Origin of the sequence: Actinoplanes sp. CA-015351 (assembly GCF_050955685.1) — a bacterium.
GTDB lineage: Bacteria > Actinomycetota > Actinomycetes > Mycobacteriales > Micromonosporaceae > Actinoplanes.
The window spans coordinates 6,776,548-6,796,198 of record NZ_CP192102.1; the positions used below are offsets into that span (position 1 = coordinate 6,776,548).

Genomic DNA, 19,651 nt, shown 5'->3' on the forward strand with positions numbered 1-19,651 from the left:
GCCGGTTCTTACCCCGGCGGTTCGGCGGGCACACCGGGTAGTCGCTGAACGGGTATCTCGCCCGTCGCCGACGGCTCCCATTGATCTTCTTGCGCGGGGCGGGCGCCCACCCGGCTCGCCTCCAGCTGGGCCGCGAACGCCAGTCCGAGGAAGAACGCGATGCCGGTCAGGTTCGCCCAGAGCAGCAACGCCATGATCGCGGTGAGCGGGCCGTAGGTGGCGCCGAAGCTGTCGCTGATCCGCACGTAACCGGCAAGCAGCGAGCTGGCGACCCACCACAGCACGGTCGCCACCACGGCGCCGAAGAGCAGCCAGGAGAGCGCCGGCTGCTTGCGGCGTGGTGAATATCGGAACAGCGCCCCAACCGCGAAGACGATCAGGACCAGGCTGACCGGCCAGCGCACGAAGTCCCACGCCAGCCGGATCCCGTGGGCCAGATGGAACTCCCGTTGCGCCGAGTTGCCGGCTTCCCGGCCCGCGACCAGCAACAGGAATCCGAAGAGTGCGGGCAGGCCGGCGGTGACCGCGAGGACCGCGGCCCGGGCGTACTTCTGCACGGCCGGGCGGTCCCGCTCCACGCCGTAGATCCGGTTCGCGCCCCGCTCCACCTGCGCCATCGCCGTGGTGAGCGCGACCAGGCCGGTGATCATACCGAGGGAAAGCGCCAGCTCACCGGCGTCCTCGGTACGCTCGCCGCCGTCCAGCAGCTCGCGGACCACCTCCTGACTCGCGCCCGGGGTGAGCGCGATGACGGTGTCCGCCACCACCTGCCCGCCGGACTCGACACCCAGGTCGGTGGCGAGGCCGGAGAGCGCGATGAGGAACGGCACGGTCGCGAGGCAGAGCTGCAGCGCGAACGCCCGGGAGTGGCTGAAGCCGTCGCCGTACCGGAAGCGGATGAACGCGTCGCGCAGCAACGGCCAGCGGCCGTAGTGGCGTAACGCCAGGAACGCGTCGTCGGCGGAGAGCTCGTCCCCGGACATCGAGCGCGTCTCGGGTACGGGTTCGGTACTGCTCACAGATTTTCCGCTCGGTCGGCGACGGCGTCCGCGTCGTAGGCCAGGTCAGGGTCCGCGTCGGGCTGCGGCACACAGAGCAGCAGCGCTTTCGGGCGTACGTGAATCTTCATGGCCTTCCCCGGTGCGATCAGGTCTCCGTCGAGCTGGCGTGCCTGTGCCCGGTTGCTGTAGATCTCAACACGCGTTGCGGTGTATGTCTCCATCAGCGGCACACGGTCCTGCCTGCGCAGCACGGCCCAGGCCAGGGCGGCCCAGTGCGCCAGGTTAGCCGGAGTCAGGATCGCCACGTTCAGCTTGCCGTCGTCGGGCTCGGCCTTGCTGAGCAGCCGGACACCGCCCTGGAGTCGGCCCACGTTGCCGACGATCACGGCACGCGGCCGTCGCGGCATCGGCGCGCCGCCGTCCAGCCGGATCCGGGCGCGCATCGGGCGGTCCAGCAGGTGTTTCGCGCCGCCGCCGATGTACGCGAGCCAGCCGATGTGCTTCTTCGCCGTCTCCGACGTGCCCTCCAGCATCTGCGCGTCGAACCCCATCCCGGCCATCACCACGAAGCACCTGTCGTCGAGCATGCCGACGTCGATCCGGCGGCGGCCACCCTCGAGAACCACCTGGAGGCCGGTGGCCGGGTCGCTGCCGAGTCCCAGGTTGGCGGCGAGCAGGTTGCCGGTGCCGGCCGGGAGCACGGCGAGGGCCACTTTGGTGCCGGCCAGGGCCGTGGCGACCGCGGTCACCGTGCCGTCGCCGCCGCACGCGAAGACCAGCTCCGCGCCGTCCGCCATTGCCTGCTTGGCCTGACCCCGGCCCGGGTCCTCGGCTGTGGTCTCGTACCACGTCGGCACGGGCCAGCCGGCTTTCGCCAGGCTGCCGCCGACGACGCGTTTCAACTGATCGAGATCAGCCACCTTGACGGGGTTGAACACGACGGCGGAACGGGGTCCAGTCACCTGGTCAGTCTGCCGGACACCGAGCACCCCGGCGACCCGGCCAGCCCGGCCTGGGTACCGTTACCTCGTGAGCGCGACATCTGTCACCTGGTGGGGACACAGCACCGTCTGGCTCGCCGACTCCGGCGTCACGCTGCTCACCGATCCGGTGCTCACCGACCGGCTGGTGCACCTGCGCCGGATGGCCGGTCCCTCGCCGGTCCTGCCCGGCACGCCCGACGCCGTGCTCCTCTCCCACCTGCACGCCGACCACTTCCACGTCGCCTCGCTCAAGTCGCTGCCGGGCGAGCCGCTGCTGATCGTTCCGCGCGGCGCCGGCTCATTCGCCGCGAAAGCCCTCGGCCGCGATGCGGCCCAGCGAATCATCGAGCTCGCCCCAGGCGACGAGACAGCCATTTCCGGGGTACGCGTACGCGCGGTGCCCGCCCGCCACGACGGTGGCCGTGGCCCGTGGTCCCGGGAGAAAGCGGTCGCCATCGGTTTCGTCGTCGAGGGCGCCGCCCGCACGTGGTTCGCCGGCGACACCGGGCTCTTCGAGGAGATGACCGGGATCGGACCGCTCGACCTCGCCCTGATACCGGTCGGCGGCTGGGGCCCGACGCTCGGCGCGCACGGTCATCTCGACCCGGTGGACGCGGCCGAGGCGCTGCGCCGGGTCAAGGCGTCCTGGGCGGTGCCGGTGCACTACGGCACGTTCTGGCCGGCCGGGATCGGCCGGATCCGGCGGCACATGTTCGACGAGCCGGGTGCGCGGTTCGCTGAGCACGCTGGGCGTACGTCGCCGGAGACCCGGGTGCGGGTGCTGACCCACGGCGAGACGCTGACGGTGGAACCCGCCTCGTGACCACCTCGGTTCTGCTCGCGGAACTCGGCACCATGGGCTGGCTGCTGCTTGTCGTGCTGTTCGGCGCGATCGTGCCCATCGTTCCGACCGGCGCCGCGGTCAGCGGCGCGGCCGCGCTCGCCTTCCACAACCAGCCGCTGACCGTGGTCCTGGTCGTGGCCGCCGGCGCGGCCGGGGCGTACCTCGGTGACCTGGTGGTGTACGCCATGTGCCGGCAGGGCGGGGAGTCCCTGGCCCGGCGGCTGCGCTGGCTGCGTGACGAGGACCGGCTCGCCTCGGTGAAACACCGCCTGGAGGAGAAGCAGGTGCCGGTGCTGCTGGTGTCCCGGCTGATCCCGGGCGGCCGGGTGCCGGTGCTGCTCGCCGCCGCGTTCGTCGGCCTGCCGTGGCGGACCTTCGTGGTCGCCAACGCGCCGGCCTGCGCCCTCTGGTCGGTCGTGTACGCCGCCATCGGCCTGGCCGGCGGCTCGATCTTCCCGGAGCCGTGGCAGGGCGTGGTGGCCGCCGTGGTGCTGATCCTGATCGTCAACCAGTCGATGACCTGGATCAGCAGGTGGCGCGATGCCCGCGCCAGCACCTCAGAGGCTTAGTACTTCAGGTTTGTCCTGGTCAGCTTGGCCGCTTTCTCCACGACCGTGATCCCGCCGGACATCGTCTTGTTGGCGTGCGACAGCACCGCGACCGAGACGTTCACGTCGTCTCCGGTGACCCGGCCGACCGTGTTGATGATCCAGAGGCCGCCCTCGGTGGAGCGGGACAGCCAGCCGTTCTTCACTGTCGCCTCCTCGCCCGTGGCCGCGATCGCCGGGATGCCCCAGTCCTGATCGGCGGAGACCGTGCTCATCAGGGTGTCCGCGTACTTGCGGGAGCTGGCGTTCAGCTCGCCGTCGTCGTCGACCAGGGCGTCGAGCAGTTTCACCTGGTCCTTCACCGTGGTCCGGGTCAGGCCCCAGGAGCTGCTGACCTTGGTCTGGGTGAGGCCGAGCCGCTTGTTGCAGGCGCTGATGGCACTGGCCCGGCCGAGCCTGCTGAACAGCGACGTGGTGGCGGCGTTGTCGCTGTACCGGATCATCTTCTTGGCGAGCGCGTCCTCGCTGGAGGTGACCTTGCGGTCGTTGTCCTGCGCGGTCAGCAGCAGACAGGCGAGGACCTGCACTTTCACCACGCTGGCCGTTTCGTACTTCTCGTCGCCACGGAACGCGTACGTCTCGCCGGTCTCCCGGTCGAGCACCGCCACGGAGAACTCGGGGACGGTTTTCGCGTACTTCTTCAGCGCCGCGTCGAGCGCCTTGACCCGCTTGGCGCGCGCCTGAGCGGCCAGCTCCTCGGGGGTCGGGCCGGTCGGTGACGGCGACGCGGACGCCTCCTGGAACACCCCGGCCAGGGGCAGCGCGCTGCTCGTGCCCTGCTCGCCACCGGTCATGCCGCGCGCCACCAGGACGCCGCCGCCCAGAATGCCGACAGCGGCCACCACCATGATGAGATTCCGGGTACGTCGCACCCATGCATAGTGCCGTGTCCCCCGCCTCCGATGCGGCCCAGAACCCTGTGGAAAAGATAAATTCGACCGTACGCCAGGGCCTCCGTACCGTGCGTCACCGATCTCAGGTGCGTCCCTGACGCATGATGGGAGGTATGGCCTTTCTCGTATCCCTCACCCGAGCCGCCCTGGCGGCCCCTGCGGTGGCCGCCGACCTCACCCGGTCCGCGATCGGCCAGGTCATCGAGACGGCCGCGACCGCAGCGACCATCCCGGTACGCGCGGTCGGTCTGATCGGCCAGGCCGAGCTCCTGATCAACCGGGTCAACCTGGCGGTCGCGCAGGCCGAGGACCTGATCGCCCGGGTCGGCACGGTGGCCGCCGCCGCCGAGTCGACGGTCTCCGAGGCCCGCGCCATCGCGACAGCGGCCGCCCTGACCGTCGAGGAGGCGGCCACCATCTCCGCGGCAGCGGGCTCTTTGGTACGCCGAGCCTCGACCACCGCCGAGGCCGCCAGCATGGTCATCGGCGACGCCGCGTCAGCCCTGGGCGAGGTGACAGCCATCACCACAGCCGCCTCCGGCGCGATCAGCGAGGTCTCCGGGATCACGGCTGCCGCTTCGTCAGCCGTCGGCGAGATCTCCGGGATCACGGCTGCCGCGTCCGGAGCCGTGTCCGAGATCTCCGGTATCACCGGCTCGGCGCGGGAGATCATCACGACCGCGTCCGGGGTCGCGGACCAGGCCCAGGGCGTGGTCACCCGGGCCGGCGCGATCTCAGGCGAGGTGGACGAGCTGCTCGGCGGCTATTCGCAGACGCTGCGCGACGCCGCCCCACTCGCGTCCCGCTTCGTCACCGAGCTGACGCCGGACGAGGTGACCGCCGCGATCCGGATGGTCGACCAGCTCCCCCAGCTCCAGGAGCACCTGATCAACGACGTGATGCCGCTGCTCGGCAAGCTCGACCAGGTTGGACCGGACCTGCACAAGCTGCTGGAGGTCACCGAAGACCTGCACCTGGCGATCGCCGGCCTCCCCGGCCTGAAAATGCTCCGCCGCCGCGGCGAAGAACGAGCCCACGAGTCCTGACCCGCCCGCGCATCCCCGGCCGCCCTGCAGCAGCCCGAAACCCCAAGTTCCGGCCCAGCCCGCTCTCGCGTACCGCCGCTCCCCGCCCCACCCCCGACGCGTGTTGATTTAGGGTGCGATTCAAACCTGAAGTCCACACGCAACAGCCGTTCCGCGGCGTGCGTGTGGACATGGGGTGCGGATCGAACCCTAAATCAACACACGGGGCTGTAAGCCCGACCCACTGGACCGCAAGCCGACATGCTGGGCCGTAAGCCGACACGCTGAGCCCCGGTCGTGCGGTCGTGCGGTCGTGCGGTCGTGCGGTCGTGCGGTCGTGCGGTCGCTCCGGCGCCGGGCGAAACGGTGCTGGGTGGTGGGTGCGGCGGTGGAACTTGTGGGGTGGGCACGCATGAATCCGGCGCCCCGAGGACGCCGGATTTATGCGACTTATCGTTTATAGAGCCGCCGAGAAACTCAGTAAACCGAGACGCCGTACGCGTTCAGGGCCTCCACGACCGGCTGGAAGTACGTGACGCCGCCGGAGGAGCAGTTGCCGCTTCCGCCCGAGGTCAGGCCGAGTGCGGTGCTGCCCGAGTACAGCGAGCCGCCGCTGTCGCCCGGCTCGGCGCAGACGGTGGTGCGGATCAGGCCGGAGACCGAGCCCTCGGCGTAGTTCACCGTGCTGTTCAGCGCGGTGACCCGGCCGGAGCGGGTGCCGGTGGTGGAGCCGCGGCGGGAGACCGTGGCGCCGACGGCCGGGGTGGCCGCCGAGGTGATGTCGATCGAGGTGCCCACGCCACCTGTCTTGGTGATGGTCGTGTTCGTGTAGCGGACGATGCCGTAGTCGTTGCCCGGGAAGCTGGTGCCGGACCGGGTGCCGAGCGTCGCCGAACCGTTGGTCCAGGTCGACGAGATGTTGGTGCAGTGGCCGGCGGTCAGGAAGTACGTGGTGCCGGCGCTGTTGCGCACGTTGAAGCCGAGCGAGCAACGACCGCCGCTGGGCGCGTAGATCGCGTCACCACCGGAGATCTTGACGGTCATCTTGCCGGCGACGGTCTCGATGCGCGCCGCGGAGCCGAGCTTCGCGACGGTGGCCTTGACCGCGGCGAGCTTCGCGCCGGTGACGCTCTCGTCGACGCTGACGACGACCTGGTTGCTGACCGGGTCGACAGCGAACGCCGTTCCGGGCGTCTTCAGGCTGGACTTCAGGGAGTTATCGGCGGCGGTCAGGGTGGCGCCGCTGCGGGTCACGTAACGAGGGGTCGCACCGGCCGCTGTCACTTCGGCGGCGGTCGCGGCGTCGGTCACGTTGACCACGAGCTTGCCGGAGGAGTCCACGTACGAGCCGGCGTCACGCGTACCCAGCTTGGTGTCGAGGTTGGTGGCCAGGGTCGACGTGGCATACAGCCCGTCGGCGGCGACCGGGGCGGCAGAGGCGAGGCCGGGCATGGCGGCCAGTCCGCTGCCGACGAGCACGCCCACGGCCAGGCCGACGATCGGCCGGCGCAGCTTCGGGTTGAGCACGGTTCCTCCCAGGGGGACGGGTGGTTGGCACGCCGGTCAGGCGTACCCGTGCTCGCAAGTATTTAAATCGATCTATCTTGTGGCAAGGGTCGGAGTGGATCACGAAAAGGCGATCAACACGGTCGTGAGCAGGTGAAACAACTGCCCCATACCGTGAGCCTATGACCCTTTCGGGATGAATCAGTAATGAACAGCCGAAAACAAAATCGGCCGGTGGCACCGAGGGCCACCGACCGATTTTTTCCGGTTGCTACATCGACACACGGCGTCTCCTGTTACCGGTCCACGACGGAGATCGGGGCTTCGTCGGCGAGCCGGTAACCCAGCCCGTACACCGTCGTGATCAGCTCCGGGTCGTCCAGCTTGGTACGCAGCCGGCTCACGTGGACGTCAACCGTGCGGTTGGTGGTGTGCCGGTGGCCCCACACATGGGTGAGCAGCTGCGCCCGGCTGAAAACCTGGCGCGGGTGGCGGGCCAGGAAGAGCAGCAGGTCGTACTCCAGGCGGCTGAGCTCGAGCAGCCGGCCGTCCCGGAACGCGGTGCGGGCGCGCGGGTCGAGCTGGATCTCCCCGTCGGCACGCGGCTCCGCCACGGCCGGGTCCAGTTCGACGGCGGCCGAGGGGCCGGCCGCGTCGACCAGCTCGCGCAGCGCGGCGAGCACCCGCTCGCGACCGCTGGCGCCACCACTGATGCTGATCGTCACGGTGACCGGCGGCTCCTCCTCCCTGATGGAGGGGACCGGCCGTAGCCGGACCGGCCGCGGGTACGTGGCATGTGGATGAGCGATGGCGAGAGCGGACATCTCAACTCCTTCGACGGATATCGAACAGGCACGAGGCGTAGAGCAACAATACATTTCCTATCTGTTAGATAGGCAAGATGCCACCCAGTGGCGGGCGTCTCATCCAGCATGGTGCTAATTCCCCATAGGTTTACTAGGATATATGGCAGGCACAGCCCAGCACCCCGAGGGGGACCCCCATGACCGTCAGCTCACTCGTGGACGCCGACCTCTTCCGCAACCTGCTCCGCCGGCACGCCGCGGCGGTGGTCGTCATCACCGCCCCGGAGCCGCAGCCCGGCGCGCAGCCGGCCGGTTTCACCGCGACCTCGTTCACGTCGGTCTCGCTCGACCCGCCGCTGGTCTCCTTCTGCCTGGCGCACACCGCGTCGGCCTGGCCCGCGGTCTCGAACGCCGACGTCGTCGCCGTGCACGTGCTCACCGAGGAGCAGGAGCACGTGGCGCGGACGTTCTCGAAGCGCGGCATCGACAGGTTCGCCGCGCACGGTGACTGGGAGCCCGGCCCCGGCGGCGTACCGCTGCTCGGTGGTGTCCTCGCGCGCCTCGTCTGCCGGGTGGTCCGGCGGGTCGAGGCCGGTGACCACACGATCGTGCTGGCCTCCCCGGTGGCCGGCGCTGTGCACGACGACCTCGCGGCGACGCCGCTGATGTACCACGACGGCACCTACCACAACCTGCGCAGAGCAGCCTGAGCAGAGCAGCCTGAAAGGACATATCGTGACGGGAATCGTGGTGATCTCCGGCAACCCCCGCGCCGGTTCACGGACCTCCACCCTGGCCTCGGCCGTCGGCGCGGCCATCGCCGAGCAGATCGGATCGCCGGAGCCGCACCTGATCGAGGTCGGCGCGCTCGGCGCCGGGCTGCTCACCCCCGGCGACGAGGCGACGAAGGCCGCCCTCGCGGCGATCAGCGACGCCAGCCTGCTGGTGGTGGCCACTCCGACGTACAAGGGCAGCTACACCGGCGTACTCAAGGTGTTGCTGGACAATCTCCCGGCGCAAGCCCTCGCCGGAAAGCTCGCGGTGCCGGTGGTGACCGCCGGCGTGGCGCCGCAGGCGACCGCCGCGGAAGCGCTGCTACGGCAACTGCTCGTGGAACTCGGTGCCATCGCGGTCCGGCCAGGGCTGCCGGTGATCGAGGCGGATCTCGCCGAGTCGGTGGCGATCTCGCAGAAGTACGCGGCAGCGCTGGACTGGTGAAACTCGAAAGGGGGCAGGCCTGAGGCCTGCCCCCTTCACCGGGATTCACACGATGAGCATCGTGAACGACCGCGTCGCCGCGCCGTTGAAGGAATCGGTGAAGCGCACGGTGAAGACGAACGCCCCCGCGGAGTCGCTGACCACGCCGCTGATCAGCCCGGTCGAATCCAGCGTGAGCCCGGCCGGCAGCGCGCCCGACTCCAGCGTCCAGGAACCCGAGCGCCCGTCCGCGACGGTGAGCTGCCCTTCGAAAGAATCACCGCTGACGGCGTCCGGCAGAACCGTCTCCACGATCGACGGCACCGAAGCAACCACCGGGATCACCACCTTGCGGGTCACCGCCTGCGGCACGTAATCGGTGAAGCGAACGGTCACCGTGCTGGTGCCCGGCGCGGTCGGCGTGCCGGACAGCACACCCGCCGAGGAAAGCTTCAAACCCGCCGGCAACGTCCCTGCCGCAAGCTGCCAGCTGCCGCGCCGGCTTGCGCCGAGCGCCAGCTTCATCGTGTACGCGTGACCGACCGTCGCCGTCGACGTCCGTGTCGTCGCGATCACCGGTGCCTTCGGAGGGGCCGGCACGAAGAGCAACCGGTCGGGCGCACCGGCCCGGGACGTGACCTTGCCTTTCGTGGAGTCGGCGACCAGCTTGTTGCGTACCTGGGCCGGGGTCAGCGCCGGGTTGGCGTCGAGCAGCAGCGCGGCGGCGCCGGCCACGTGCGGTGCGGCCATCGACGTGCCGCTCCAGGTCGCCTTCGCGGTGTTGCTCGTCGAGAGCGCCGAGGTGATGTCGACGCCCGGGGCGAAGATGTCGACCATGCTGCCGTAGTTGGAGAACGACGCCCGCTTGTCCCGCTTGTCGGTCGCCGCCACCGTGATCGCCTCGGGCACATCGGCCGGGCTGCTCAGCATGGCGTCGGTGTTCTCGTTGCCGGCCGCCGCCACGAACGTCACGCCCGACGCGATCGCGTCTCGAACCGCCCAGTCCAGAGCGGCGCTGCTGTCGCCGCCGAGGCTCATGTTCGCCACCGCCGGGTGCACGGCGTTCTCGGTGACCCAGTCGATGCCGTCGATCACGTCGGCGAGCGAGCCCGCGCCGTCGCAGTCCAGCACCCGTACGGCTACCAGCTTGACCTTCTTCGCGACCCCGTACGTGCTGCCGCCGATCGTGCCGGCCACGTGGGTGCCGTGCCCGTTGCAGTCGTCGGCCGAGGTGCCCCGGTCGACGAAGTCCTTGCCGGAGACGGCCCGCCCACCGAACTCCCGGTGCGTGGTCCGGATCCCGGTGTCGATCACGTACGCGTGCACCGAGTCCCCGTCCGCCGACGGCCGGTACGACTTCGACAGCGAACGGCTGCGCTGGTCGACGCGGTCCAGACCCCAGGTCGGGTTCTTCTGGGTGCCGGTGAGGCGTACCACGCGGTCCTTCTCGACGAAACGGACCGCCGGGTCGGCGGTGAGCAGCCGCGCCTGGGCAGCCGTCATCGAGGCGGTGAAGCCGGGGTACCGGCTGAACCGGTGCAGCACCCGTCCCGCACCGGCGCTCAACGTGGAGATCTCGGAACGTTCGCGAAGCGTGACGAGGTAACGGTCGGTGGACGCGGCCTGGGCCGGCATCGGAGCAACGACGAAGGCGGCGGCGACCGCCGCGGTGAGGGCCGAAGCCAGGGTCCACTTACGCATGCCCCGGAGATCGGACGTTTCGGATCGCCACTAAGAGCGGTTACGAGGCAGCCTGGTTGCGAACGGCTAGCAGGGCGAGCCGCACCCGGTTCGGGCTGCTGGTCTTGCTCATCAGCGCGGTGATGTGCGTCTTCACCGTGGTCACGCCGATGTGCATCCGCTCGCCGATCTCCGCGTTGCTCAGGCCCTCACCGACCAGGTCGAGCACTTCCTGCTCGCGGGCGGTCAGCCCGGCCGGCCGGCGCGGCGGCTCGGGACGGGCGTCGACAGCGCGCCGCACGAGCCGGCGCAGCACGTCCTGGCTGTACGGGCTCTCCCCCGCCGCGGCCAGCCGGATCCCGTTCAGCAGCTCGGCCGGCGGGGCGTCCTTGAGCAGGAACCCGCACGCACCCGCCTGCAATGCCGGGTACAGATGGTCGTCGTCACCGAACGTGGTAAGCACCAGCACCCGTGACGACGGCCGCTCGCCGATGATCCGGCTGGTCGCGGTGATCCCGTCGACGCCGGGCATCCGCAGGTCCATCACGATCACGTCGGGGGTGAGCCGGGCGGCCAGCTCGACGGCGGCCCGGCCGTCGCCGGCCTCACCGACCACCTCGATGCCGGTCTCGGCGTCGCAGAGCATCCGCAGGCCGGCCCGGACCAGCTGTTGATCGTCCACGAGCAGGACCCTGATCACGAAATCTCCCCTGGCAGGACCGTGGCGACCCGCCAGCCCTTGCCGGAAGGTCCGGCGGTCAGTGTCCCGCCGAGCACCTCGACCCTCTCACGCATCCCGATGAGGCCGTGCCCACCGCTCAGAGGAGCGCCGGCCACGGAAGAGCCTCCATCATCAACGACTTCCCACTCCAGATCAGACCCACGTAAAACCACCGAAAAGCGCGCCACCGAGCCAGGACCCGCATGTTTTGCCACGTTCGTCAGCGCCTCCTGGGTCAGCCGCAGCACTGCCAGCCCTCGCACCGCGTCCAGCGAACCCACCGCCGGGTCGATCTCCGCCTCCACGATCACGCCGGCCAGCCGGGCCGTCTCCACTGCCCCGTCGAGTGCCGCCGGAAGAGCAGAGGGGTCGATCGCGGTGAGTGCGGCGTCTCCGCGTACCCCATCGGGGTCTCGCAACACGGCAACCAGCCGGCGCAGGTCCGCCAAGGCCGCGGTCCCCGTCCGGTGGACGTCGTCGAAGACGGCGTCCACCGCGGGGTCGACCTTCGGAAGCACATGCTGAGCCACGCCCACACGCAGCACCATCGACGCGACGTGGTGCGCCACGACGTCGTGCAGCTCGCGCGCGATGGCGCTGCGTTCGTCGGCACGGGCCGCGCGCTGCTCGGAGATCATCCGGCGTTCGGCCTGAACGCCCAGCTCCCGGGTGGTCCGGACGACAGTGCCGATCAGCACCGGCAGGCCGAGGTTGATGCAGAGGCCGACAAGCGACTCGGTGAGCCCGTCGGTCTGCCGGTTGAAGACCAGATAGACGATCGAGACCCCGCCGACGGTGCCCCACAGATAGCGGCCGCGCGGCGCCCAGAGCGCCATCTCACCGAGCGCCCATGCCGTGCCGACCTGGTTGATCGTGGTGTCGTCAAGCGTCGCCAGCGCCACCGCGAAGAGCACTGTCTGCGCGAGCATGTTGATCGGTGGCCGGCGGTGCAGCAGCAGGCCCGACGCGAACGCGCAGGCCGCGAGCGTCCACTGCGGACCACTGACCGGGACGCCGGTCTGCCGGGGCACCAGCAACAGGTAGATCACGCCGGATGTGTTCAGCAGCAGCATCCGGGTGAACGTCTCCCGGACGTCGAAGAGACGCCCCATGATGGTCAGCCTAGAGCTTCCGGACCGCCAGATAGGCGGCCAGTCCCAGCGGTCCGAGCAGAATCGTGAGCAGCAGGATCGGTGCCATCACCAGCGGCGAGATCTCCCGCTCCCGGCTGTCCAGAAACGCCCACCGGCCGACGAACAGATCGAACGCGAGCATGTGCGCCCATCCCGCCGCCGCGCCGGCCGGTGAGCCGAGCAGCTCGGCCACCCCGTCCAGGGTCGGGTTCGTCACCGCCGGCAGCACGTCGCCGAACGCCGGGATCACCAGCACCGCGTAGATCACCACTATCGGCAGGACGATCAGCGGACTGGAGATGATCCGGTTCGTCCACGACCACCGCGGCAGCAGGATCATCAGCGCCCAGAACGGCGCCGCCAGCATGAACGTCAGGCTAAACAGAAAGCCGGTCATGTCCCTCATGCCCTTCTGGTTGCTGCGTATGTCGCGCTCGCGGTCACCGCGGCCAGGGCCGCGAACGCGATCATGGTGGTCCCATCCGGTTCCAGCAGCGGTTGCGCTCGCAGCGCCTGCCAGGTCAGCAGAAGCACGAGTACGGTGTACGCCCCACCGGCGATCAGCACGAGGCGGGCTCTCACCTTCCCGGCGAGCCGCGAGCGGCCCAGCAGATAGGCGATGATCGGCAGCGCCTGGAGGGCGTGCAACCCGATGAAATGGCCGATTCGCAGGTCGCCGCCGGTGGTGCTCCACCCGGTCAGCGGCATGCTCGGCCCGCCGTCCGGCACACCGACCGCGTGCGCGCCGATCGCGCCGCCGACGCCGGTCTGCGAGGTCATCAGGAACCCGAGAGCCATGCCGAGCAGCGAGATCAGCAGGCCGAGGCGGATCGCGAAGGCGGCCGGCCGGTCCGCGATCCGCTGGCGCAGCGCGGCGACAGCGATCACCACGTGCGCGAAGAACAGGACCATGATGGATGTTCCCATGGCCGACCAGAGGATCGCGTCGAGCGGCGTCGCCACGTTGTAGTGACTCGTCCGGCCCCGGATCACCTGGAACACGATGATCGTCAGCTCGATCACGGCGACACCGACGATCACGACGCCGGCCCACTCGCCGGCACGGCTGCGCTTCGGCAGGATCGCCAGCATCCAGGCGAGCGTCCAGGCGTAGACCACGAACGAGACGGCGAACTTGAACGGCTTCAGCCAGATCGGCACACCGGTCAGGATTCGCGGGTCGGTGAAGATCCCGATACCGGCGACGATCGCCAGGACCACCGACGCCACGGTGAGCGCCAGCAGGGCCCGGTTCCAGCGCACCGGGCTGCGCAGAGCGAGGGTATCGACCGTTGTCATAACGGCAGCCTCTCGCCCCAAGAGGGGTGAATCGCCCTACCGGCGGCCGCTCCTCTCCTCCTTTGGTAGGAGCCTTGGTAGGAGCTTGGCAGGGACGGCCATACTGGCGCGGTGCCTCACTCCCCCGCCCTGACCGACTTCCCCGCCGACGAGTCCGGTCGCCGCAGCAGCAGTGCTTTCGGCCAGGCCGTCGTCGCCGACGCGCTCCGGGCTGCCGACCCCGCCGCGGCTGACGCCGCGGAGCGGGAGACCGACTGGAGGCGCGGATACCTGCGCCATTTCAAGGCCCTCGTCGAGACCGGGTTGTCAGCGGACGGGACCGTTGCGTACGAGATCGCCGAGGCCGGACTGGCCTCGGTGCAGGCCCGGATGCGGTACCGCCGCGACGACGGCGAGTTCACCCTCGCCCAGGCGCTGATGGCAACGCCGTCGCGGCACCTGGAGACGGTCGAGGTGGCCGGCAGCGGCGCCGCCGAGAAAGAGCTGGTCCTGCCGTTCCAGGGCGCACTGCTCCGCGGCGACGACCTGTCCCGGCGGCTCGACCTCTGGGTGATGACCGGCGCGATCGAGGAGTCGGCCGCCGAGGCCATCCGCGAGGTGGCCGCCAACCCGGACTGGCTGAACCTCAGCGACCAGCGGCTCGTGACGTTCGGCGCCGGCTCCGAGATGGGCCCGCTCGCCTCCGTGCTGAGCTGGGGTGGCACGGTTCTCGCCGTCGACCTGCCCAGCCAGAAGTTGTGGGAGCGCACCGCGGCGCTGGCCTCGAAATCAGCCGGCCGTCTCCTTGCCCCGCTGACCGCCACCACCGGCCCGGTCGACGACCCGGTGGATGCCGCCGACCCGTCGGCCATCCCCCGGCCGGTCGCCGGCGTTCCCGGCGCGGACCTGCTCAGCGACCTCGCGCCGGTGGCGCAGTGGCTGCTCGGGTTCGACGAGCGGCTCATCCTCGGCAACTACGTCTACGCGCCGGGTGGCACGTACCCCCGGCTCGCCGCGGCCCTCGACGCCCTCTTCGTCCACGTACGCCACCAGCGGCCGGACACCGCGTTCGCCTTCCTCGCCACGCCTACCGACGTCTATGCCGTACCGGGCGGCGCGGTCGAGCAGAGCCGCGCGCGGTTCGCCGCCCGCTCCCAGCGCGCCCGGGCCGGGACTCTGCTCTCCGGCCGGCGGTTGCTGCGCCCGAACTATCCGTACGACGCCGTGCCGGGAATCAACGACAGCCTGGTGCCGCAGCAGGGCCCGAACTACGCCCTCGCGAAACGCATCCACCGCTGGCGGGCCACTGTCGCCCGGCGGGACGGGGTGGTCAGTTTCAACGTGGCGCCGCCTACGCGTACCCGCTCGGTGCTCAGCAACCGGCTGCTGGCCGCGGCGTACGCGGGCGCCCACCTCTTTGATGTCGAGATCTTCGAACCGGCGACGGCGAGCAGGCTGATGGCGGCCCTGATGGTCCATCAGATCCGCCGCCCCCGCCCGGCCGATCCGGCGGCGTGGAAGGACGAAGCGGTGGCGGCGGCACACGGTGGGTTGTGGCGCTCGGCCTACCACCCACGGACGGCGCTGCCGCTGGCCGCTGTCCGAGGGCTGGTCCGCCCTTAGCCCACCGGCCGTCCAACGCTGGCCGTTCCGGGGCGGTGGTGGCTGGCTGGGGTTTTTCGATCTTGTGGAGTTCCCCGCAAACGGTTCGGGAAAGTCCACAAGATCTGTGAGGGAGCGGAGCGCGCGAAGACGTGCGGCTGGCGATTGTCAGCCCCGCCAACCGCCCCGCCGGGTATCCGGCGGCGGCGATCTTTGGGGGCGCTATCGTCGGCGGATGAGTGTGGCTGGGCTGGTTCTGGCGGCCGGGGCCGGTCGTCGTTACGGGATGCCTAAGGCTCTCGTCCGGCACGAAGGGCAGCTGTTTGTCGAGCGGGCCGCCGACACCCTTCGCCGGGCCGGCTGTGAGCGGGTGCTCGTCGTTCTCGGCGCGGCCGCTGACGAGGTGCGCGCCGCCGCGCCCGGGCTACCCGAGACCGTCGTCAACCCGGACTGGGCGACCGGCATGGCGTCCTCGCTGCGCACCGGCCTGGCCACGCTGGCCGGGACACCCACCGCCACCCCGGGCGAAACGCCGGCCGCCACCCCGGAGGGCAGCAGACCGGTCACCGCCGTGGTCGTGCTGCTTGTCGACATGCCCGGGGTCGGTGCTGAGGCCGTTCGCCGGATTGCCGTGCACGCGAGCCCCGGCGCTCTTGTCATGGGCGGTTACCACGGTCGGCGTGGGCACCCGGTTCTGCTCGGGCGGGACCACTGGGCCGGCGTGGCCGCCACAGCCACCGGGGATCGAGGCGCGCGCGACTATCTGCGTACCCAAGAGGTCTTGATCGTCGATGTTGGTGATGTGGCCGATGACGAAGACTTTGATTTTCCGGGCAACCTTTCGGCGACCAGCGACCACTGAGCCTTTCGACACCTAAGTTCGAGGGAAGGCTTGACTGTGTTCAAGAATCTGCGGAAGCGCTGGCGTGCCGGGATCGTGGCGGTCGCCGCGGTCGGACTGGGCCTTGGTGCCGTGGTCTATACCCAGGGCGCTTCGGCGGCGACCTGGCCGAGCGCTACCGGCACGGTCAAGCTCACCGCGAGCAAGGCGGTCTCCGGCACGCTGGACGGCGGCCTGAAGCGGTACGTCGGCAGCGGCGCGCTCGGCAGCGACTCGCAGGACGAGGGCCAGGACCCGCTGTTCGTGCTGGCCGACGGCGCGGTGCTGAAGAACGTCATCATCGGTTCGCCGGCGGCTGACGGCGTGCACTGCAAGGGCTCCTGCACGATCCAGAACGTGTGGTGGGAGAACGTCGGCGAGGACGCGGCCACGTTCAAGGGTGGCTCCAGCGCGAAGTACACGGTCACCGGCGGCGGCGCGAAGTCGGCCGACGACAAGGTGTTCCAGCACAACGGTGGTGGCACGCTGACGATCAGCGGCTTCGACGTGAGCAACTTCGGCAAGCTGTACCGCTCCTGCGGCAACTGCTCGACGCAGTACAAGCGCACCGTCGTGGTGAAGAACGTGACCGTTGCCGCCCCGGGCAAGACCCTCGTCGGCATCAACACCAACTACGGCGACACCGCCACGCTCTCCGGCATCACGATCACCGGCGACAGCAGCAAGAAGATCTCGATCTGTGACCGCTTCACCGGCAACAAGACCGGCGCGGAGCCGACAAAGACCGGCAGTGGCCCGGACGGCACCTTCTGCAAGTACACGACGTCGAACATCACCTACAAGTAGGTCGCCAGTTCACGCAGCGTGCTGATGCGGTGCGCCTCGGAAGCCGGCCCGGTGCCGGTCCGGTCGAGGTGCACCGCCCGCAGGCCGGCCGTCCGCGCCGCCAGCACGTCGAAGGCGTGATTGTCGCCCACGCTGAGCACCGACCCGGGCTCGATCCCCCATCGAGAACAGGCGATCCGGAACGCGTCCGGGTCGGGTTTGGCGACCCCGAGATCGTCGGGAGTGAACACCGATGCGATGGAGCTCAGGCCCATCCGAGCCAGCTTGCCGCGCTGCTGAGCCGCGCTGCCATTGGTCAGCACCGCGACCGCCAGGCCGGCCTCGACAGCCCCGGCCACCGCAGCGGCCGCGTCGTCGTAGGCCTGATAACCGGTGTCGTAAAACGCGAGATAACCCGAAAAAATAGTATCTAGCGTCGGTTCTTGGTAGGAGACGCCAACCAGCGGCAGAAAATCTCGCAGCCGTCGCCGGCGCTGCTCGGCGTACCCGATCTCCCGCCGCCGCCAGGCGGCCAGATGCCGCTCGGTGATCTCTTCCCAGAGGGCCCTGTTCTCCGCCGAGGCCGGCACACCGATCGACGGCAGCCATGCGCCCAGCGCGGCTTCGACGGACCCGTCATGATCACCGAGCGTGCCGTCCAGGTCGAAGAGAACCCCATTCAAGATCATCAAACCAGGGTACGGGCTCGCAGGCGCCGCAACATCCGAGCGTCACCGAATCCCACGGCACGAGCCGCCGACTCCACGGTGGAGCCGTGGCCGATCAGATATTCGGCGCGTTCCACCCGCAGCTGCTGCTGATAACGCAGCGGCGTCTGCCCGGTGGCCGTGCTGAACAGCCGGGTCAGCGTCCGCTCGCTCACCCCGGCCTCGGCGGCGAGATCACCCAGCGGCAGCGGCTCGGCGAACCCGGCGTCGATCCGGTCCTGCACCCGGTGAACCACGTCGGACAGGTGCGAGCGGTGCCGCAGCATCGCGCTCTCCTGCTGCTCGTCGCCGTTGCGCCGGGCGTAGACCACCATCTCCCGGGCCACCTGCGCGGCGACCGCCGGGCCGTGCCGGAGCGCGACCAGGTGCAGTGCCAGGTCGATGCCGCTGGCGATGCCGGCCGAGGTGACCACCCGATCGTCGGAGACGAACAGCACGTCCGGCAGCACGGTCGCCGACGGATGACTGCGGGCCAGGCGTTCCTGCAGGTCGTGGTGGGTGGTGCAGCGGCGTCCGGCGAGCAGCCCGGCCCGGCCGAGGGCGTCGGCGCCGGAGCAGACGCTGGCCACGGTCCCACCGGCGGCGTGATGCGCGGCGATGCGGTCCAGCGTTTCCGGGGCGAAGAAGCCATATCCGGTACGCCAGCCCGGCACCAGAACCAGGTCGTCCGCGTCCAGCTCGGGCCAGGTCAGCTCGGCGTGCAGCGCGACGCCCTGCCACGTCGGCACCGGCGACTGCTCGGCGGTGTACGCCAGCTCGTAACCCGGGGCCGTGGCGAACACCTGCGCCGGGCCGGCCAGGTCGAGCAGGTGCACCTGAGGCGTCAGCACGAAGAGCACCCTGCTCACGATCCGGTCACTCCCCGAGAATCTCCGCGACGGTCCTGATCGTGGCGAACCGGCCGGCCAGAGCGTATTCGGTCCGGGTCACCACGTCCTGCGCGGAAAGCGTACGCGGGTCGGCCAGCAACTCCTCCACGGTCTGGTCGGCCGGGGCGTCCCGGTGCGGAATCGGGCTCGTGGAGGTGGCGTCGACAGCGAACGTGACGTCGTACCCGAGGTCGGACGCGACCCGGGCGGTGGTCTCCACGCACTGTTCGGTACGCAGACCGCAGACGGTCACCGCCCGCACCCCGCCGACGGTGAGCCGGTGCTGGAGATCGGTGCCGGTGAACGCGTTGTGCACGTACTTCACCAGCAGCGGCTCGTCCGCGGCCGGCTTCAGCTCGTCGACCACCCGGACGAATCCGCTCTCCGGGTCGAAGACGCCGCCGGTGCCCGGCTCCGAGTGCACCACCCAGATCACCGCGTCGCCGGCGGCCCGGGCGGCGTCCACCAGCCGGCCGACATTCTCGATCACGTCCGGGTTGCTGTTGGTCCGCCAGAGCGGCCGGGCCCGGAACGATTCCTGTACGTCGATCACGATCAGCGCGTTGGTCATGCTTCGATCAAACGCTGTCCGCGGCCGCCGCAGAAGGCATCATCGGGACCGGAGGCGGACCGATCCGGTCACGATTGGCGGCTCCAGGATCGCTCCCGCGCGTACTCCGCCAGCCGGTCGATCTCGGCGGCCGTGCGCGGTCCGGGATTCACCACGCTCCCCCAGCTCTGCACCCCGTAAGCCGGGTGCGGCACAAACACGTCCTCCGCCGCGAAGTCGATCTCCGCCCGTTTCGCGGCCAGCTCCTCCGGACCGAAACCGAATATCCGCCGGAACTCGTCGCGCCCCAGCTCCAGGTTGATCCGGAAGGTGTCCGGCCGGTTCAGCCGCGACTGTTCGTCGAAGCCCGGGACGTCGTGCCCGACAATCGTGGCGAACGGCCGCATCCGGTCCTCGCCCGCGAAGAAGAAACAGTCACCCCAGGTGTAGTCCGGCATGCCGGACTCCGGCTCGATGCGGGTCATCGCCACCCCCGGCAGCGCGAGAATCCGGGCGGCGAGAGATTCAACGGTCATGGCCTCTACCGTATCGTTGACTCCC

At 70.0% G+C, this 19,651-nt stretch carries 21 protein-coding genes and 1 pseudogene; 8 read left to right on the top strand and 14 right to left on the bottom strand.

The annotated features are described in order from the left end of the window. Positions 1–8: 8 nt before the first annotated feature. Together ACQP2E_RS30790 and ACQP2E_RS30795 are read right to left on the bottom strand one after the other, a co-directional pair. Positions 9–1,019, bottom strand: a complete 1,011-nt coding sequence (locus tag ACQP2E_RS30790; RefSeq protein WP_433826441.1) for a YihY/virulence factor BrkB family protein — start codon at positions 1,017–1,019, stop codon at positions 9–11. Beyond that, the gene (locus ACQP2E_RS30795) at positions 1,016–1,963 is read right to left on the bottom strand and encodes a diacylglycerol/lipid kinase family protein (RefSeq protein WP_433826442.1); all 948 of its coding nucleotides are present in this window, start codon (positions 1,961–1,963) and stop codon (positions 1,016–1,018) included. The genes ACQP2E_RS30790 and ACQP2E_RS30795 overlap by 4 nt, the downstream gene beginning before the upstream one ends. Positions 1,964–2,030: 67 nt before the next feature. On the opposite strand from ACQP2E_RS30795, the gene ACQP2E_RS30800 reads away from it, so the two are divergent. Both ACQP2E_RS30800 and ACQP2E_RS30805 read left to right on the top strand, forming a co-directional pair. Beyond that, positions 2,031–2,807, top strand: coding sequence for an MBL fold metallo-hydrolase (locus tag ACQP2E_RS30800; protein WP_433826443.1), 777 nt, complete (start codon positions 2,031–2,033; stop codon positions 2,805–2,807). Beyond that, positions 2,804–3,397 carry a DedA family protein gene (locus ACQP2E_RS30805; protein WP_433826444.1) on the top strand — a complete coding sequence of 198 codons (594 nt, stop codon included), beginning with the start codon at positions 2,804–2,806 and terminating at the stop codon, positions 3,395–3,397. Before ACQP2E_RS30800 ends, ACQP2E_RS30805 begins: the two co-directional genes overlap by 4 nt. Here the strand turns inward: ACQP2E_RS30805 and ACQP2E_RS30810 are convergent. Then, positions 3,394–4,308, bottom strand: a complete 915-nt coding sequence (locus tag ACQP2E_RS30810; protein ID WP_433826445.1) for a serine hydrolase — start codon at positions 4,306–4,308, stop codon at positions 3,394–3,396. The genes ACQP2E_RS30805 and ACQP2E_RS30810 overlap by 4 nt on opposite strands. Positions 4,309–4,442: 134 nt before the next feature. Here ACQP2E_RS30810 and ACQP2E_RS30815 point away from each other — a divergent pair, with 134 nt between their 5' ends. Beyond that, positions 4,443–5,375 carry a hypothetical protein gene (locus tag ACQP2E_RS30815; protein ID WP_433826446.1) on the top strand — a complete coding sequence of 311 codons (933 nt, stop codon included), beginning with the start codon at positions 4,443–4,445 and terminating at the stop codon, positions 5,373–5,375. Positions 5,376–5,831: 456 nt separating this feature from the next. Here the strand turns inward: ACQP2E_RS30815 and ACQP2E_RS30820 are convergent, their stop codons facing one another. Both ACQP2E_RS30820 and ACQP2E_RS30825 read right to left on the bottom strand, forming a co-directional pair. Then, positions 5,832–6,881, bottom strand: a complete 1,050-nt coding sequence (locus ACQP2E_RS30820; RefSeq protein WP_433826447.1) for a S1 family peptidase — start codon at positions 6,879–6,881, stop codon at positions 5,832–5,834. A 275-nt stretch (positions 6,882–7,156) separates the two neighbouring features. Next, the gene (locus tag ACQP2E_RS30825) at positions 7,157–7,684 is read right to left on the bottom strand and encodes a winged helix-turn-helix domain-containing protein (RefSeq protein ID WP_433826448.1); all 528 of its coding nucleotides are present in this window, start codon (positions 7,682–7,684) and stop codon (positions 7,157–7,159) included. Between the two features lie 179 nt (positions 7,685–7,863). On the opposite strand from ACQP2E_RS30825, the gene ACQP2E_RS30830 reads away from it, so the two are divergent. Together ACQP2E_RS30830 and ACQP2E_RS30835 are read left to right on the top strand one after the other, a co-directional pair. Next, a complete protein-coding gene (locus ACQP2E_RS30830) occupies positions 7,864–8,376 on the top strand; it encodes a flavin reductase family protein (protein WP_433826449.1) in 513 nt (170 codons plus the stop codon). Positions 8,377–8,401: 25 nt separating this feature from the next. Beyond that, a complete protein-coding gene (locus tag ACQP2E_RS30835) occupies positions 8,402–8,884 on the top strand; it encodes an NADPH-dependent FMN reductase (RefSeq protein WP_433826450.1) in 483 nt (160 codons plus the stop codon). Between the two features lie 45 nt (positions 8,885–8,929). Here ACQP2E_RS30835 and ACQP2E_RS30840 read toward each other — a convergent pair whose 3' ends face one another. Genes ACQP2E_RS30840 through ACQP2E_RS30860 form a run of 5 tightly spaced genes read right to left on the bottom strand, consistent with a single transcriptional unit; the run spans position 8,930 to position 13,696 of the window. After that, entirely contained in the window at positions 8,930–10,564 is a 1,635-nt protein-coding gene (locus tag ACQP2E_RS30840; protein WP_433826451.1) for a S8 family serine peptidase, read from the bottom strand. Positions 10,565–10,604: 40 nt separating this feature from the next. Beyond that, a complete protein-coding gene (locus ACQP2E_RS30845) occupies positions 10,605–11,243 on the bottom strand; it encodes a response regulator transcription factor (RefSeq protein ID WP_433826452.1) in 639 nt (212 codons plus the stop codon). Further along, positions 11,240–12,376 (bottom strand): sensor histidine kinase, encoded by a 1,137-nt coding sequence (locus tag ACQP2E_RS30850; RefSeq protein WP_433826453.1) that lies wholly within the window; start codon positions 12,374–12,376, stop codon positions 11,240–11,242. The genes ACQP2E_RS30845 and ACQP2E_RS30850 overlap by 4 nt, the downstream gene beginning before the upstream one ends. Positions 12,377–12,386: 10 nt before the next feature. Then, positions 12,387–12,794, bottom strand: coding sequence for an ABA4-like family protein (locus ACQP2E_RS30855; RefSeq protein ID WP_433826454.1), 408 nt, complete (start codon positions 12,792–12,794; stop codon positions 12,387–12,389). A 5-nt stretch (positions 12,795–12,799) separates the two neighbouring features. Further along, positions 12,800–13,696 carry a hypothetical protein gene (locus ACQP2E_RS30860; RefSeq protein ID WP_433826455.1) on the bottom strand — a complete coding sequence of 299 codons (897 nt, stop codon included), beginning with the start codon at positions 13,694–13,696 and terminating at the stop codon, positions 12,800–12,802. 111 nt (positions 13,697–13,807) lie between these two features. Between ACQP2E_RS30860 and ACQP2E_RS30865 the strand changes: the two genes are divergently transcribed. From ACQP2E_RS30865 to ACQP2E_RS30875, 3 genes are all read left to right on the top strand, one after another. Then, positions 13,808–15,298 carry a hypothetical protein gene (locus ACQP2E_RS30865; RefSeq protein WP_433826456.1) on the top strand — a complete coding sequence of 497 codons (1,491 nt, stop codon included), beginning with the start codon at positions 13,808–13,810 and terminating at the stop codon, positions 15,296–15,298. Between the two features lie 214 nt (positions 15,299–15,512). Then, positions 15,513–16,139, top strand: coding sequence for a nucleotidyltransferase family protein (locus ACQP2E_RS30870; RefSeq protein WP_433826457.1), 627 nt, complete (start codon positions 15,513–15,515; stop codon positions 16,137–16,139). 36 nt (positions 16,140–16,175) lie between these two features. Beyond that, positions 16,176–16,964: a pectate lyase gene (locus ACQP2E_RS30875; RefSeq protein ID WP_433826458.1), complete on the top strand. Its 789-nt coding sequence runs from the start codon at positions 16,176–16,178 to the stop codon at positions 16,962–16,964. Here the strand turns inward: ACQP2E_RS30875 and ACQP2E_RS30880 are convergent. The 4 genes and pseudogenes from ACQP2E_RS30880 to ACQP2E_RS30895 form a co-directional block, all read right to left on the bottom strand. Beyond that, a complete protein-coding gene (locus ACQP2E_RS30880; protein WP_433826459.1) occupies positions 16,955–17,632 on the bottom strand; it encodes an HAD family hydrolase in 678 nt (225 codons plus the stop codon). The two genes, ACQP2E_RS30875 and ACQP2E_RS30880, sit on opposite strands and share 10 nt — an antisense overlap. Further along, a complete protein-coding gene (locus tag ACQP2E_RS30885) occupies positions 17,632–18,519 on the bottom strand; it encodes a GlxA family transcriptional regulator (RefSeq protein ID WP_433826460.1) in 888 nt (295 codons plus the stop codon). Before ACQP2E_RS30885 ends, ACQP2E_RS30880 begins: the two co-directional genes overlap by 1 nt. Before the next feature lie 7 nt (positions 18,520–18,526). Beyond that, on the bottom strand, positions 18,527–19,111 hold the full coding sequence (locus tag ACQP2E_RS30890) for a cysteine hydrolase family protein (RefSeq protein ID WP_433826461.1): 585 nt from the start codon (positions 19,109–19,111) through the stop codon (positions 18,527–18,529). A 68-nt stretch (positions 19,112–19,179) separates the two neighbouring features. Further along, positions 19,180–19,608, bottom strand: a pseudogene (locus ACQP2E_RS30895) (DUF6194 family protein); the annotation flags it as partial. Positions 19,609–19,651: the final 43 nt, after the last annotated feature.

Bases quoted from the DNA above. Each gene is read 5' to 3' on its own strand.
- ACQP2E_RS30815 (WP_433826446.1), top strand. From the start codon at position 4,443: ATGGCCTTTCTCGTATCCCTCACCCGAGCCGCCCTGGCGGCCCCTGCG.
- ACQP2E_RS30825 (WP_433826448.1), bottom strand. From the start codon at position 7,684: ATGTCCGCTCTCGCCATCGCTCATCCACATGCCACGTACCCGCGGCCG.
- ACQP2E_RS30830 (WP_433826449.1), top strand. From the start codon at position 7,864: ATGACCGTCAGCTCACTCGTGGACGCCGACCTCTTCCGCAACCTGCTC.
- ACQP2E_RS30840 (WP_433826451.1), bottom strand. From the start codon at position 10,564: ATGCGTAAGTGGACCCTGGCTTCGGCCCTCACCGCGGCGGTCGCCGCC.
- ACQP2E_RS30850 (WP_433826453.1), bottom strand. From the start codon at position 12,376: ATGGGGCGTCTCTTCGACGTCCGGGAGACGTTCACCCGGATGCTGCTG.
- ACQP2E_RS30855 (WP_433826454.1), bottom strand. From the start codon at position 12,794: ATGACCGGCTTTCTGTTTAGCCTGACGTTCATGCTGGCGGCGCCGTTC.
- ACQP2E_RS30860 (WP_433826455.1), bottom strand. From the start codon at position 13,696: ATGACAACGGTCGATACCCTCGCTCTGCGCAGCCCGGTGCGCTGGAAC.
- ACQP2E_RS30870 (WP_433826457.1), top strand. From the start codon at position 15,513: ATGAGTGTGGCTGGGCTGGTTCTGGCGGCCGGGGCCGGTCGTCGTTAC.
- ACQP2E_RS30880 (WP_433826459.1), bottom strand. From the start codon at position 17,632: ATGATCTTGAATGGGGTTCTCTTCGACCTGGACGGCACGCTCGGTGAT.
- ACQP2E_RS30890 (WP_433826461.1), bottom strand. From the start codon at position 19,111: ATGACCAACGCGCTGATCGTGATCGACGTACAGGAATCGTTCCGGGCC.